The organism is Bacillus sp. JZ105 (genome assembly GCF_053903125.1).
In genome coordinates this window covers 3331448-3346556 of record NZ_CP096387.1, presented here as the reverse complement: position 1 = coordinate 3346556, position 15109 = coordinate 3331448, and the positions used below count along the sequence as shown (strand labels likewise).

Here is a 15109-nt window from a genome sequence, read left to right as displayed (position 1 = left end):
AACGTCATATTAGACAAAAAAAGATGAAGGTGATAAATGATGCTGAAAGAATTTAGAGAGTTTGCCGTCAAGGGCAATGTCATTGACTTGGCAGTAGGTGTCATCATTGGGGGAGCATTTGGCAAAATCGTCACTTCTCTTGTGAATGATTTGATCATGCCGCTTGTCGGTATTATTATTGGAGGACATGATTTTAGCGGTTTATCCATTAAAATCGGAGCTGCTCAAATTTTATATGGGAACTTTATTCAAACAGTGGTTGATTTCTTAATTATCTCGTTTTCCATTTTTATCTTTATTCGTTATTTGAATAAGTTAAAACGGAAAAAGGTTGAGGAAGAAGAGGTTGTGGAAACGCCGGATCAAACGGAAGTTCTGCTAACTGAAATTAGAGATCTATTGAAAAATCAAAGCCAGTCTAAAGATGTGCAATAGAAAAAGAGCGGCTGATCCCGCTCTTTTTTATGTGTTTTGTTTAAAAGCATCCAGTAGTTTTTCTCCTGACAGCCCCTCTTTGACGAGGTCTTTTAATACTTCTTCAGTTTCTGTTCTGTAACGATTTGTAATCATTTTACCATCGAGTAACACAGAAATGTTTTCTTCTAAGGCAACGATGTTTTTGACTTGGACAGATAGATGAACAGGGCGGTTGTTTTCTTTCGTGATCGTTACAAGAATCTTCACTTCTGTGTGCTGCTGAAAGAGTACCTCAAACACCTGTCTATGTTTCTTTGGAATGAGTGCCTCGATCATCCAGTGATTTTCACCGTCTTCTTTATTAATGATTAAACCGTCACGAAGGGGAATGCTGGACATTTTATCTTGCTGTGGATCAAGTTCAATTTTTAAATCAATCAGCCTAAAGGTTTTCATATTTATCACCTCACAAGCGTTCATTATTCGTAAGTATTATTATAGCATACAACATCTGTATAAATGAAACCGCTGCCTGCTTAGAACTAGCTGCACATGAGTGAAAGGAGATGTTTTATGGAGTCCTATCAATTGAGAAATATTCATATTGGCGACGACAAGGCAAAAAGTGATATACGTGTTTATTCGTGGGGAGATATTCTTTCATTTTGTGATGTGTATATGGAAGAAGGAGAGTCACTCACGTTTCAATATGTCACCGAGGATCAAATGGACTGTTTTGAGTTTCAGCTGTCGATTCATGATGGCCGGCTTTGTTTTTATTGGTTTGCGTGGGACGGATCTGATTATATTCACATGCCTTCTAGTAATTGGATTCATTCAGATATTTTTTATCAATTTATGAAAAATAAGTATTTCATCAAACAAAACAAGATGATGTTTTATACGCAAGCGGTAAAAAACAGAAAGTAATGAGGATATGGAGAATTTGAAGGCCTATTTTGCTATTTTCATGTTTTGTCACATGCGGCCTTTCTCCGTAGACTAGAGGTAGCTGAAAGGAAAGGAGGCAAGTTCCGAATCAAAAGGTAACGTCTATCATCTGACAGCCCCCCTCTAGCTAAAGCTGATAGATGCTGCCTTGTGCATATGAACACTGCGTAATAGAACCAATGCTTCTTTGTATAGGTCATGTGTCCCCTTATGAATCCCCTTTGTGTGTATCCGGTCATATTTGCGTGGCCGGATACCCTTTTATTCACTGTTAACCGATCAGCTCTTGCAAATAGTGGATACTCATTTCATAATGATGATGGATTTTGTTAACGGTATGTCGGTTGAAAATAAAAACAAAATGGAGAGAACGATGACAAACATTCGATTAATCGCAACGGATTTAGATGGAACTTTATTGAACAGTGAACACAAAGTGAGTCAGGAAAACGAGCAGGCATTAAAGGAAGCAGCTGCGAATGGAATTGAGGTTGTCGTTTCAACAGGGAGAGCGTATTTTGATGTGAGGTCTATTTTTGACCAGCTTGGTATGAATACATGGGTGATTAGTGCCAATGGAGCTGTGATTCATGATCCAACTGGACAAGTGTACCATTCAGCTGCTTTACAAGAAGAAAAGGCTAAACACATATTGTCATGGCTTGAAGAACGTGATTATTATTATGAAGTCTTTACAAACGAAGCCATTTTCACACCGAATCGCGGCAGAGAGCTTCTTGCGATTGAAATGGACCGTTTAAAAAGTGCAAATCCAGAAACGGATCAAAATGTCTTAAAGCAAGCGGCAGAAGTTCAATACAGCCAGTCGGGTTTTTCTTATATTGATACATATAAAGAATTGTTTCGTGAGGATCGAAAGCTTTCATTTTACAATATCTTAGGTTTTTCTTTCTTTCAGGACAGATTGAAAGCCGGATGGGATATGTTTGGTGATGATTCAGATTTAACATTGGTCAGTTCGGCTGATCATAACTTTGAAATTGGTTCAAAGGACGCGTCTAAAGGGCAGGCATTAACAAGGCTGGCAGAAAGACTGGGTATTTCTTTAAGTAGGGCAGCGGCTGTAGGAGACAGTTTAAATGATGAATCAATGCTTCGAGCTGCTGGTGTTGGGGTTGCAATGGGGAATGCGAGACAGGATATAAAAGAAATCGCTGATCACGTGACGTTATCAAATGATGAACATGGTGTCGCACATATGATCCGCAACCTTTTGAAATAGATGAATCAGATGTCGTGGTATAAATCACATAGGATGAAGCGCATTCTACAAAAGAGGAATTCGGAACCACTTCTATTTACACATGATGTGGAACATCATATAATTTAATTATGAATATAACCCGCTTGTAAGGAAAATAAGGAGAGTAAACGAATGGCGCTGGAATCTTATAAGTCCGAAAATCTGCATTTAATCAAGGAAGCCTTGGACTATACTCAGGTTGGCCTGACGGTGACGGACCCGTCTTTACCTGATAATCCTTTAATATATGTGAACAAGGGCTTTTTAGATATGACAGGCTATCAAGAATCAGAAGTATTGGGGAGGAATTGTCGTTTCCTTCAGGGAGATGAAACTGAACAAATCGCCCTGAAACAAATTAGAACAGCTATTGAGAACAAAGAGGCTGTCACTGTTCAGCTGAAAAATTATAAAAAATCTGGACAAATGTTTTGGAACGAGTTAAGTGTCGCTCCTCTTTGGATTGACGAAAAGGAAGGAAAACGTCTTTATTTCGTTGGTCTGCAAAAGGATGTCACGAAAGAGAAGGAACAGCAGGAGCTTCTTGAGCAATCAATTGATGAAGTGCTGAATATTTCTGTCCCAATCGTTCCTGTGAAAGATGGGATCTCTGTGTTACCGATCATTGGTACGTTAACAGCGCCTAGATTTGATAAGATCATTTCAACGGTTTCCACCTATATCTCTCAATCCAAGGATGATTATTTTATTGTCGATCTGTCTGGATTATTAGAAGTGGATTCATTTGTGGCAGATGCGATCTTTAAGCTGAACGATTTGATTTTAATGACAGGTACTGAACTCATTGTGACAGGAATTAAACCGAATCTTGCAATGAAAATGGGAGAAATGAGAGAGGACTTCCGTGAATTAAATACGTATATGAATGTGAAATCTGCATTGAAAAAACTGAACATTTAGCGTACGTTATATGAAATGAAAAAGAGGACTTTTCTCAAGATTAATGAAAAGTCCTCTTTTTGCTGTGATTAAGATGATTGAGCGGCGGCACTTAAGGTAAATAAGTCTTCTAGTTCGTTTGTCGATAGCTCTGTAATCCAGCTCTCGCTTTGGATAATTTGATCATTTAATGTTTGTTTTGTTTCGAGCATTTGATCGATTTTTTCCTCGATTGTGCCTGTTGTGATCATCTTATGGACGTGAACAAATCGTTTTTGGCCAATCCGATAAGCTCGGTCTGTCGCTTGGTTTTCCACAGCAGGATTCCACCATCTATCGTAGTGAATGACATGGTTTGCGGCGGTTAGATTGAGTCCTGTTCCTCCTGCCTTTAAAGAGAGAATTAAGATGTTGAATTCTTTCTTCTGGAAGCGGTCCACCATTTTGTCCCGCTCTTGTTTTGAGAGGCTGCCATTTAAAAATTGGACCGGTTCTCCAAACATCTTTTCTGCCAGCTGCTTGATCATGTTGCCCATTTCAATATACTGCGTAAAGATGAGACAGCTTTCTCCTTGCTCATGTATCGCTTTTAACAGCTCTGCGAGTTTATCCATTTTTAACGAACGTTTCAGCAGTTTCACATCTGTTCCGCTCTCTTTTAAATAGAGCGCAGGGTGATCGCAGATCTGTTTGAGTCTGCCAAGCATACTTAAAATAATGGCTTTTCGCTGCATCCCTGTTAATGATGCCATGTGTTCAAATGTATCCTTCACGAGCTGTTCATATAAAGACGCCTGCTCAGCGGAGAGCGGAATGAATTCTTTTTCTTCGAGTTTCTCAGGCAGGTTCAGGGCAACCTCTTCATCTTGTTTTGTTCGTCTTAATAAAAATGGTTTGATCAGCTGCTGGAGCTGTTCAATTCTTTTTTCTTCACGGTCTTTTTCAATCGGAAGGACGAACTTTTTATGGAAGCTGGTCAGGCTGCCGAGATATCCTTTGTTGACGAAGTCGAATATGGACCAAAGCTCTGTCAAACGGTTTTCCATTGGTGTCCCGCTGAGGGCAATGTGATGCTGTCCTTTGAGCTGTCTAATCGCTCTCGATTGTTTCGTATGGGCGTTCTTGATGTTTTGGGCTTCGTCTAAGCAAATGGTATTCCACTTTGCTGCCGTTAATTCATCACGATCAGAATGTGAGAGTCCATAAGACGTCAGAACAATATCTGTTGACTCGTATGCTTTTGTGAAGTCCTCTCCCTGTGGACGCGATGGGCCATAATGCAGGGCAACCTTCAAATGTGGTGCGAATGTTTCGAGCTCTCGCTGCCAGTTTCCTAAAACTGAGGTCGGCGCAATGATGAGAGAGGGAGCGGCATTTTGCTCCTGCTCCTTCAAATACGTGAAATACGCGATCATTTGAATCGTTTTCCCAAGTCCCATATCATCTGCTAAACAAGCCCCAAATCCATGAGATCTTAAAAATAAAAGCCAATTCACGCCATGCTGCTGATACGGACGCAGTGTGCCTTTGAAGGACTCACTCATTTCGTAAGAAGGCAGCTCGTGCGAATCATTTAATTGGTGGACAAGCCCTCTTAATTGCGATGAAAGTTCAAATTGAATATGGGCAAATGCTGAACTGTCTAGTAGTTCTGGAATCGATTCAGAGGAAGCTTCTTGATCTGCCAGTTCGCGTGACAAAATATCAGACATGTGAAGCCCTTCATTTTCGGCACGCTCCATCCACTTTTTCATTTGCTGAATGAAGGTCGGGTCTATTTTGATCCATTGTCCTCGAATGTTGACAAGGCGTCGTTTGCTTTGGACAAGCTCGTTGAACTCATCTTCTGTCAGCTCAATGCCGTTTGTAGCAAAGCGCCAATTAAAGTCCATTAATGCGTCCATTCCGACATGTGATTCGCCTCGCGGTGTAGAAGAAATCCTTGCTTTTAACATCATCGTGCTGTCTTTAACAATTTGCCACCACGATGGGAGCAGAATCTCAATGCCCATATTGACAAGTGTTTCACTTGCTTCAGATAGGAAGAGCCATGCTTCTTCTTCTGACATAAGTGTGGTGCCAGATGTGAAAGAAAGCCAAGGGACGATTTGACTGAATCGTTCCAGCTCTCTTGAAATTTTATCTTGATACGGATGCCAAGACCTTTTCAATGAACGAATGCCTTCAAAAAAGTGAAGGTCACTGTTTTTCTTGTCCCGCAAAAACAATTCGATTTTCCAATCATCTCCGTCAAAATCCGGTTCATTTAAGCGCAAGCCGACAGTGAACGGCGTCTCATCATCTATCCAGCCAATCGTCTCCAAGAAATCCTGCTCATCTAGAAAATGTCCTTGGAAGGTTGAGAGCGCAGGCGATTGTGCGTTCATGAGTTCCCATTTGTGCTGCAAGGCATCATCATACTGAATGTAATCCTGTACAGCAAAGGAGAACCAATCAGCCGTATAACCATCTAATAGGCCTTCTTTATCTTTAAACCGAAGCTCGCCTTTTGTCCACGCCTCATAATCGGGAACGAAATCTTCGTCCTCGATGAATTCGTAAATGGTGGAGGCAGTCTTCATCAGTGGTTCCGTTTCATCCGTTAATGTCACATGACTAAACGTATTAAATGAATTTTTTCCTAGCAATTCAACGGTCATCCAAGGGCTTAACAGAAAGGCAGGAGTGCCAATAAAGCTGACATCTTCTAAAAATGTTCCGTAGAAAGAAGATTCGTGCCATTGGAAAAGCTGCCTCTTCATTTCATTAAGCGGAACAGGGTGTCCGTCCTCTGCTTGCGCTGAAATGGTGAAAGAGAAATCTTCAGTTTGTTCTGCATGAATGACAATTTGTTTATGGCGTGTCATCAATCAATTTTCCTTTCTTCATTTCCTCTTGGAACGCACGCAGCCGTTTTGTTGAATCTTGCAGCTGCTTTACATACCTTTCCCAGATCACGGTTTTTTTCGTTTTATGATAAAGCGTGCGCAGTTTCTTCAGCATTTTCACAGACTCTCGATAAGCACTTCGATTCTTTTGATCGAGAAGCAGTGAGATTTCACGGTGGTACGATGGAATGAGGGCTTCCGGCTCCTCTTTTGCAATCTGTTTGATGAGATCCTTCTCCAGTTCACTAATGGAGAAACCAACAAGGCTGTGAATCTCAATCCATTCCGCATAACGCTGCTGTGCATACAAGAGCTGACTGTATTCTGTAAACGCATAGGGCATACAGATTTGGAGATAACGTTCATATAAATGATGATCCTTCGTCTGCTTAAAGTATGCATCTAAATAAAAGAAGAAATCACTGACGGCTCCCCGCAGTTCTCTGTAGGAAAGGTCGAGCTGGCAATATTCCTCTAATATATAGGTGATTTCATGATACCAGAGCTTGAGCCGCTTCCAGTCCTTTCGGTTTGTGAGATCCTTCAGCCAATTGAGCACATTTGGCAGCATATCCGCATTGAGCAGCTGTAATTGCTGAAAGAGGCTTTCGTCTTCTTTCAGTAAATAATCCATGTGCATCAGCCCGATGGTACGTTCAACCGTTTGTTCTTTCTTCTGGGCGCTCTTTAGTAATTCTGTTTCTTTTTTGACCCATTTCCCTCTATTTAATATGGTGCCCCAAATCTCCATAAAGACCGCTACTCGTTCATGCTGGAAAGGTCCATTGATTTGAAGAAGTGTGCGAACGGCAGTTGGTGTGTTTTCAAGAAACGGATCGAGGGAAAAGGAAAGGGCGTATGTCTTCAAATGATCCACTGAATCGAAAATGGTGTTCATGAGCTGTTCTACATAGGGATTCATGGAATAAAAGTCTTTTTCGGCATCAAGCCGGCCGAGGTCGACGAGTTCATGAAGCCTCAGCCATACATCGATCGACGTATGAATCGCATACAAGCTCTTGAATTCAGGTGAAGCAGGTGCGTGTTTTTTTAGGATCGATAAATAGCCGTAATATAAATGCTGCGGTGTTTGCTGGTGCTTCGGTGTCCGTTTCAGCCAGAGGTTAAATTCCTCTTGGAAAAAAGTCAGCCAGCTTTGGAGTGATTGTTCGTCTGGGCGCTTCACTTGGAAGTGCTGGCGAATCAGTTCTTTGCTGCGCTGTAATTCATCTTTTTCTGACCAATGTTCTGTAAACCCGGTCACACTCTCTACTTGAGCGTATAGCGAAAAGAAGACAGCAAGAATGTGTTTACAAAGTCCATCTGCTGGACATGAGCAGCTGCTTCTCACAGGAAACAGCACATGAAGGTGGACTCTTGCTGCCACGACATCATGTACATAAGCTGACCATTCGGTATCAGACTCTTGCTTGAGCCGATATACGCTGTCCTGTCTATAAGTAATCAATGCTTTTTTGATGAGTTGTTTGTTTTCATCTGTTGCAGGAAGAAGTTCTTTGATCTGTTCGGCTGTTTGTTTGATTTCTTCTTCGTTGATGTTGTGCTGAAGCATTTGATCCGCTCCTAACCAAGTAAAAGATTCCAATTCTTTTATTATAGCTCAATGGGGATTTATAAAAAAGTTTTTCATGAAAATGGTCATAAATTTCAAAAGCTGTCGAATGATGTATTAGAGTATTGCATAAACCAACCTTACAGCATATAATAATGAAATTAGTGGATTCGAAAGGATACAGACATGGATAATAAGGGTTTAAATCAAGAAGAGTTTTTAAAGATTTTGATGTACGCTCATGATATTGGTGAAAATTCAAATGATGTCACAACAAAAGAAATGCTTGAAAATCTGATTGCTCATATTCGAAATGGTCTTGTTTCATAAAAGTGACCCCCTGCTAGTGATGGCAGGGGGTTTTTGTATGCTTTTAAGAATGGAATGTAAGCTCCCGGCATACGATGTCATTACAAGCATAAGGAGTATGGGGAGCTGATGGTGTCATGAATATTGCGATTGCAGGCTGTGGGTATGTGGGGCTTGTAACAGGTGTATGTTTAGCAGAGGCAGGTCATGATGTAGCGTGTATTGATATTGACCGCCGAAAGGTCATGCAGCTGAAACAAGGAAATCCCCCAATGTATGAGCCAGGGTTAAAAGAGTTGTTGAAACGCAATCTTGAGCAGGGACGAATTCATTTTCACATAAATGGAGCGGGAGTCTACCCGCGGGCTGATGTGTTAATGATTGCAGTCGGCACCCCGCAGCAGGCAGATGGCCAAGCTGATTTACAGTATGTGTTTCAGGCTGCAAAAGAGATGGGCATAAAAGCAAAGTCAGGGGCGATTCTTGTGGTGAAAAGTACAGTGCCTGTCGGAACGGGGGATCAAATCGATCAGTTGATCCATCAAGAATTAGGACGGAAGGAGCCACTAGCGATTGCATCTAACCCAGAATTTTTACGGGAAGGCTCTGCCATTTCAGATACATTGCGGGCGGATCGGCTTGTGATTGGGGCTGAAACAAAAGCCGTATTAGATCAGCTGGAAGACATGTATGCTGATTTCCACCTTCCATTGGTGAAAACAGACCGTAAAAGTGCTGAAATGATCAAGTATGCATCAAATGCATTTCTGGCGACAAAAATCAGCTTTATGAATGAGATTGCCTCCATTTGTGAAAAAACAGGGGCTGATGTTGAATGGGTGGCGCAGGGAATGGGGCTTGATCAGCGGATTGGTGCTTCCTTTCTCAGAGCGGGCATTGGCTACGGAGGCTCTTGTTTTCCAAAGGATACAAATGCACTTGTCCAAATTGCAGGGCATGTGTCCCATGATTTTGAACTGTTAAAGGCTGTCATCAAAGTAAATAATGAGCAGCGGGCAGGTTTTATCCGACATATTCAGGAGCGGCTGGGGGCAGCTCTTGAAGGGAAGCGAATTGCGCTTCTTGGTCTGTCCTTTAAACCGAATACAGATGATATGAGGGAGGCGCCATCTATTCCGATCGCTCATGAGCTCCATCAATTAGGTGCGGAGCTTGTGGCATATGATCCTGTTGCTGCCCGGCATGCAGCTCGCAAGCTGCCGGATCAAGTCTTATATGCTCAAACGATTGAGGAAGCGATCAAGGATGCCGATGCGGTCTGTCTACTAACAGAGTGGGCGGATATTCAGTCGTTTCCACTCGCTTCCTATAAGAAATGGATGAAGCGGCCGCTTATTTTCGATGGACGAAACTGTCATACACTTGAAGCGGCAGAACAAGCGGGGGTCGAGTATCATTCGATTGGGCGCAGATCAGTTTCTCCAATTTATATGTAAAAGAAAACCGATAACAGTGAATGTTATCGGTTTTTATGAATGCGGCAGAATGAATCCGCCATATAAAAATGCAGCCACAATCAGAAAAGCAGGGTGCAGCTTGAATTTGGTCATCAAGAAAAAGGAGATCGCAGCAATGGCGAGCGATTGCGTCCAGCCGATGGCTTTCACAGCATCTCCGCCGATTTCCCATGTTAATAAAAGCATCATCATCGCAATGACAGGCTGAACGGATAAGGTCATGCCTTTTACGACGGGAGATTGACGAAAGCGGTCAATCAGCTTGAGCAATAAAATCAGCCCAACAGCGGACGGCAGGACAGTGGCAAGCAGTGCCACGATAAAGCCTGGCCAGCCCATGACGTCATAGCCGACATATGCTGCAATCTTCGTAGCGATTGGCCCCGGCAGTGCATTGGCTAAAGCCAGCATATTGGAGAATCCTTCGTTCGTCATCCAATGAAAATGATGGACGATTTCTTCATAATTGAGCGGGATGGATGCAGGACCACCGCCATATCCTAAAAGATTGGATAAAAAGAATGCCCAGAATAAAAAGAGAATCAGCATCATGAAGACACTCCTTTCTCTTTATTTGACCGATTCCAATGATTTTTCAGTTTAAAATGAAAAGCGCCATAAAATAAAAAGATCATCACGATGATTCCTGGATGAATGGACAGCACTTGCAGTCCAATAAAGGCAAGAAGAAATAGAGCGACGCCGAAGATCATGCCGAAGCCTTTCAGCGCTTTTTGTCCAAACTCATATGCCATGAGGCCTAACAGAACGGCAATGACTGGAGTCACAGCACCAATCATATTTTGAATGATTTGTGAGGAGCTTAAGACGCTGACAAGTGTGACAAGGGCTACCATAGCGAGACATGTTGGTAAAATATGAGCAGCTGTGGCGACAATTGCGCCAGATACGCCCTTTAATCGATAGCCGAGGTATGCTGACATTTTCGTTGCGATCGGGCCTGGTAAGGCATTGGCGATGGCGAGTGTTTCTCCGAATTCGTCATCGTTGATCCATTGGTATTTCACCACCGCTTCATGGCGAATAAGCGGTATGACGGAAGGGCCTCCGCCAAAACCGAGAATCCCGGTTCGCACCATAGCGATAATAAGTTCGATATATGATTGCAAGTGGTTCAACTCCTGTCTACAATTTCATGCCCATGCGGCTTTTATATCGTTTAATGAGCATTTGGCAGTCCACACTGACAACGCCTTCTAGCGGGTATAGCTTTTTTGTCAGAAAAGTCTCCATTTCCTGTTCATGTTGAAAAATGCCATGCATATGCAGCTTGCTTGGTCCTGTCATGTGATAAAGGCTTGTGACAGCCGTTTCCTTTTCAAGCTGAAGGGCCACCGCTTCTAAAAATTTCGGCTCTACCTCTACATTAAAGAAGACAGAGACATGAATGCCGACCTTCGCGGGGTTAATTACAGCGGTGAATCGTTCAATGACCCCTGCTTCAATGAGCTGCTGAATGCGGGCTTGTACGGCAACACGTGACAGACCGACCTGTTTGCCGAGATCTGTATAAGACATACGTCCGTCCTCGTGTAATAGGGATAAAATTTGTTTATCTCTTTCGTCTAATGTTAGGTTCGGAATGCTATAGTCTTTTGACACCGTATAACCACCTTTCTTCTGTTGATATTCTATCATATTTTATTACGAATAGAATGAATGATTTGTTATTTGGTATCGAAACGAAAATGTTGCGGGTGGAAAATCGTCTTTATGCATAAAAAAACACCCCGGGCTCAACGGGGTGTCTTCATTTATTGATCCGGACTGCTTTCTGCACTGGCAATTTGCTGTGCAAGGTCAGCTCGATCAATGTCTGCTTGGAGGAATTCCTGCGTATTTGGCAGATGTAAATTCATATGACGTTTTTGAGAAATTCGGATGGTGACTTGATCAACGGTGTAATCAAATACGTGTCCGCCAACACTTCGGTCTTCATCAATGAAATGAAGATGATATCCACTCACCGCAATACCGTGTGCGTACTGCGGTGTACGGAAGCCCGCGATCGTACCTTGAATATCCTCAAAGTCGAAAATAGGCTGAGACTTGACTGCTTCTACCATCGGAACATATGGTTTTTCCTGTTTTTCAACTGTACGTGTTTGAACCTTTTTGAATGATCCATCAATGCGGACCGCATAAAAGATATTCTTACTTGGTAAAATGCGGTCGATTTCTTCTTCCAGTTCTTTGGACGTCATAGGTGCATCAATTCGATGAACGATATCTGTTTCAAAGAATGCTAGAGAGCAGAATGGTGAATAATCTTGATTGGTGACCGGTGTCGCTGTTCCATCCGAGCGCAGCCGGTAGAATGCGCCGTCAAAGCCGATCAGCTCTCCATCTAATTGATTGAATGTACCGATGCCAAAATCACCGTGTTCAGGAATATGTGCGAGGGAGAAATCTCCATCATATACGGCTTCCAGCAGGGAGGTCATTGTCGATACTTGATAGACCTCTTGCTGTTTGTCATGCTGTCTTGTGTCATTCTGTTGATTCATTGGGTGCATCATACCCATAACCGCTCACTCCTTTAATGTAATGTATCGAAGTCTTATCTGACGTTCATTGCGTGTTTTTTGCGAAAGACTTCTGGCCATTTTTGACTGGCAAGGTCAGGGTTGTCTTGATAGTCAATCGGAATATCAATAATCACAGGTCCTTCTATGTTTATACCCTTTTGAAGGACGGTTGAAAGCTCCTCAGGTGAGTTGACCCTTAGTCCAGTCGCTCCAAAGCTTTCCGCATATTTCACTAAATCGATCTGCCCGAATTCAACGCAGGATGTACGGTCATATTTCATTTCCTGCTGGAACGCGACCATGTCGTATGTGCTGTCGTTCCAAACAAGGTGAACGAGGTTTGTTTTCTTGCGGACAGCTGTTTCTAACTCCATTGCGGAGAAGAGAAAACCGCCATCACCTGAGACCGAGATAATCTTTTCATCTGGATTCATGATAGAAGCCGCAATTGCCCATGGTAATGCGACGCCTAATGTTTGCATGCCGTTACTCACAAGGAATGAGTTCGGTTCATAGACGCGGAAGTGACGGGACATCCAAATCGCGTGAGATCCGATATCACACGTGACCTTCGTGTTATCAGGAATCAAACGTCTCAATGTATGAATGACATCCAGCGGGTGAGATCGATGACTTTCTCTTTCTGGTGTCTTTTCGATGTCGCTTAATAGTTCCTGTAATTCAGTGACGAATTCTATGTTCTCTTTGCTTAGAGAAAGGGGAACACTGTCATGCGCTAGATGTTTGACGGTTTTAGAAATATTACCTACAAGCTCAAGCGCTGGCTCATAAAAATGGTCAATATCTGCCTGCATGTCATCAACATGGATGATCTGACGCTGCTGCGGCTGAAGATTCCAATGCTTCGGATCATATTCAATTGGATCAAAGCCAATGGTCAAAAGGACATCTGCATGTTCAATGAGAAGATCACCCGGCTGATTACGGAATAAGCCGATTCTGCCTACATATTGAGACTCGAGCTCTCTTGAGAGAACGCCGGCTCCTTGGTACGTTTCAACAAATGGGATACCAAGTGTTTTTAATAATGCTCTTGTGGCATTTGCAGCAGCTGGACGACTAGCTTTCATTCCCACAATCGCAATAGGTAAGTGTGCATTTTGAATTTTGGCGATAGCCGAACTGATGAGAGCATCTGGTGCAGGACCTAATTCTGGAGAAGGGTGAGCAGACACTGGTGTTTGTGTGGTGTGTTCTGTCACGACATCTTGTGGAAAGCTGATAAATGCTGCTCCAGCCTGCCCTTTTTGTGCCGCGCGAAAAGCATTTGTTAATGCTTCTGGTATATTATGAACGTCTTGTACTTCAACGCTATATTTTGTGACTGGTTTGAATAATGCCGCATTGTCGAGTGATTGATGTGTTCGTTTCAGACGATCTGCACGAATGACGTTTCCAGCGATTGCGACAACAGGATCACCTTCTGTATTGGCTGTTAATAGACCTGTTGCTAAATTAGATGCCCCAGGACCTGATGTGACAAGACATACACCTGGTTTGCCGGTTAAACGTCCAACAGCAGCTGCCATAAAGGCTGCATTTTGTTCGTGTCTGCATAGGACAAGCTCTGGACCTCTGTCTTTTAATACATCAAATACAGCGTCAATTTTTGCACCTGGAATCGCAAAAACATGGGTCACACCTTGAGCAATCAGCGTATCAACAATCAACTCTGCTCCTCGTCTTGTTAGGGGTTGTGCTTGAGATTTCATTTACCCCGCACTCCTTTCGGCAAGTAAAATTTTTTATGAAAATATATTTTCATGATATGATTTACTATACATTTCATAAAATAAATTTTCCAATATATGTTTAACGTGGTTTTGATATGTTTCACGAATAAGTGTGGGAGGAGTGAAAGGATGGAACTGAGACATTTGCAGTATTTTGTCACAGTAGCGGAGGAGCTGCATTTTGGCAGAGCAGCCGCGCGGTTGAATATGACACAGCCTCCACTTAGTCAGCAAATTAAGCAGTTTGAGGAAGAATTGGGTTTTCCTTTATTTCACCGGTCGAAGCGGGTGGTGGAGCTAACAGCAGCTGGAAAGGTCTTTTTACATGAGGTTCGGGGAGTGCTGCAGCAGCTTGATAAAGCCGTTGATCATGCCCGTCATACAGCAAGAGGAGAGCTGGGGAAAATCATCATAGGTTTTGTTGGAACGGCGACGTATGATATTCTGCCGCCCGTTGTACGTGAATTCAGGGAGCTGTATCCCTCTGTCAGTATTGAGCTGCAGCAGCTTTCTGTTCCGCAGCAGCTAGAGGCACTATTAAATGGTGAGATTGATATCGGCTTTTTACACCCTACATCGCCGCATGAAGAACTAGTCAGTCGTTTGATGAAGCAAAGTGAATGTATTTTTGCGATTCCAAAAAATCATCGATTGGCTGATCAAGAGACGGTCGCGATTGAAGATATTCGTCATGAACCGATTATTTCTTTATCACAGGAATCATGGCCGTCTCTTTATCAGCACTTTGTCCTGCTATGTGAAAAGTACGGGTTTTCTCCAAATATCGTGCAGGAAGCGGCGGAATATCAAATGATCATTGGCCTCGTCACAGCAGGGATCGGTATTGCAGTGATTCCAAAATCAGCCCGGCGTTTATTTAATCTGGATGTTGTATATCGGGCCATTGAGGATGAACAGCTTCTGGCGGAATGGACGATTTCCTATAGACGGGAAAATCATAATCCTGCTTTATTTCATCTTGTTCACCATATCCTGCATCGCACCGAGCTGGAATAAGAGGTATAG

The 15109-nt window shown here is 42.7% G+C and carries 15 protein-coding genes; 7 read left to right on the top strand and 8 right to left on the bottom strand.

Going from position 1 to position 15109, the window contains the following annotated elements; genetic code table 11:
* Window positions 1-39: 39 nt before the first annotated feature.
* Window positions 40-435 (top strand): large conductance mechanosensitive channel protein MscL, encoded by a 396-nt coding sequence (gene mscL / locus M1D81_RS17220; protein WP_024423693.1) that lies wholly within the window; start codon window positions 40-42, stop codon window positions 433-435.
* 27 nt (window positions 436-462) lie between these two features.
* On the opposite strand, the gene M1D81_RS17215 is transcribed toward mscL, so the two are convergent.
* Window positions 463-873 carry a YwpF-like family protein gene (locus M1D81_RS17215; protein ID WP_024423692.1) on the bottom strand — a complete coding sequence of 137 codons (411 nt, stop codon included), beginning with the start codon at window positions 871-873 and terminating at the stop codon, window positions 463-465.
* A 117-nt stretch (window positions 874-990) separates the two neighbouring features.
* On the opposite strand from M1D81_RS17215, the gene M1D81_RS17210 reads away from it, so the two are divergent.
* From M1D81_RS17210 to M1D81_RS17200, 3 genes are all read left to right on the top strand, one after another.
* On the top strand, window positions 991-1347 hold the full coding sequence (locus M1D81_RS17210) for a hypothetical protein (protein ID WP_456266227.1): 357 nt from the start codon (window positions 991-993) through the stop codon (window positions 1345-1347).
* A gap of 403 nt (window positions 1348-1750) precedes the next feature.
* Window positions 1751-2611, top strand: coding sequence for a Cof-type HAD-IIB family hydrolase (locus M1D81_RS17205; protein ID WP_456267092.1), 861 nt, complete (start codon window positions 1751-1753; stop codon window positions 2609-2611).
* Between the two features lie 153 nt (window positions 2612-2764).
* On the top strand, window positions 2765-3553 hold the full coding sequence (locus M1D81_RS17200) for a PAS domain-containing protein (RefSeq protein WP_456266228.1): 789 nt from the start codon (window positions 2765-2767) through the stop codon (window positions 3551-3553).
* A gap of 68 nt (window positions 3554-3621) precedes the next feature.
* On the opposite strand, the gene M1D81_RS17195 is transcribed toward M1D81_RS17200, so the two are convergent.
* Window positions 3622-6399: a DEAD/DEAH box helicase gene (locus M1D81_RS17195; RefSeq protein ID WP_410553010.1), complete on the bottom strand. Its 2778-nt coding sequence runs from the start codon at window positions 6397-6399 to the stop codon at window positions 3622-3624.
* Window positions 6386-7993, bottom strand: coding sequence for an SWIM zinc finger family protein (locus M1D81_RS17190; protein ID WP_024426314.1), 1608 nt, complete (start codon window positions 7991-7993; stop codon window positions 6386-6388). The genes M1D81_RS17195 and M1D81_RS17190 overlap by 14 nt, the downstream gene beginning before the upstream one ends.
* A 186-nt stretch (window positions 7994-8179) precedes the next feature.
* Between M1D81_RS17190 and M1D81_RS17185 the strand changes: the two genes are divergently transcribed.
* Complete coding sequence (locus tag M1D81_RS17185; protein WP_003214884.1) at window positions 8180-8323, top strand: hypothetical protein; 144 nt, start codon at window positions 8180-8182, stop codon at window positions 8321-8323.
* Window positions 8324-8439: 116 nt separating this feature from the next.
* A complete protein-coding gene (locus tag M1D81_RS17180) occupies window positions 8440-9759 on the top strand; it encodes a UDP-glucose dehydrogenase family protein (protein WP_456266229.1) in 1320 nt (439 codons plus the stop codon).
* A gap of 33 nt (window positions 9760-9792) precedes the next feature.
* Here M1D81_RS17180 and M1D81_RS17175 read toward each other — a convergent pair whose 3' ends face one another.
* The 5 genes from M1D81_RS17175 to alsS all read right to left on the bottom strand — a co-directional run bounded on the left by M1D81_RS17175 (window position 9793) and on the right by alsS (window position 14062).
* A complete protein-coding gene (locus M1D81_RS17175) occupies window positions 9793-10329 on the bottom strand; it encodes a chromate transporter (protein ID WP_456267093.1) in 537 nt (178 codons plus the stop codon).
* Window positions 10329-10910: a chromate transporter gene (locus M1D81_RS17170; RefSeq protein ID WP_456270884.1), complete on the bottom strand. Its 582-nt coding sequence runs from the start codon at window positions 10908-10910 to the stop codon at window positions 10329-10331. Before M1D81_RS17170 ends, M1D81_RS17175 begins: the two co-directional genes overlap by 1 nt.
* A gap of 16 nt (window positions 10911-10926) precedes the next feature.
* Window positions 10927-11403 (bottom strand): Lrp/AsnC family transcriptional regulator, encoded by a 477-nt coding sequence (locus M1D81_RS17165; protein ID WP_024426311.1) that lies wholly within the window; start codon window positions 11401-11403, stop codon window positions 10927-10929.
* A gap of 152 nt (window positions 11404-11555) precedes the next feature.
* Entirely contained in the window at window positions 11556-12326 is a 771-nt protein-coding gene (budA, locus tag M1D81_RS17160) for an acetolactate decarboxylase (RefSeq protein WP_456266230.1), read from the bottom strand.
* Between the two features lie 35 nt (window positions 12327-12361).
* Window positions 12362-14062 carry an acetolactate synthase AlsS gene (alsS, locus tag M1D81_RS17155; protein ID WP_456266231.1) on the bottom strand — a complete coding sequence of 567 codons (1701 nt, stop codon included), beginning with the start codon at window positions 14060-14062 and terminating at the stop codon, window positions 12362-12364.
* Window positions 14063-14212: 150 nt separating this feature from the next.
* On the opposite strand from alsS, the gene alsR reads away from it, so the two are divergent.
* On the top strand, window positions 14213-15100 hold the full coding sequence (gene alsR, locus M1D81_RS17150) for an acetoin biosynthesis transcriptional regulator AlsR (RefSeq protein WP_456266232.1): 888 nt from the start codon (window positions 14213-14215) through the stop codon (window positions 15098-15100).
* The last annotated feature ends 9 nt before the right edge of the window (window positions 15101-15109 follow it).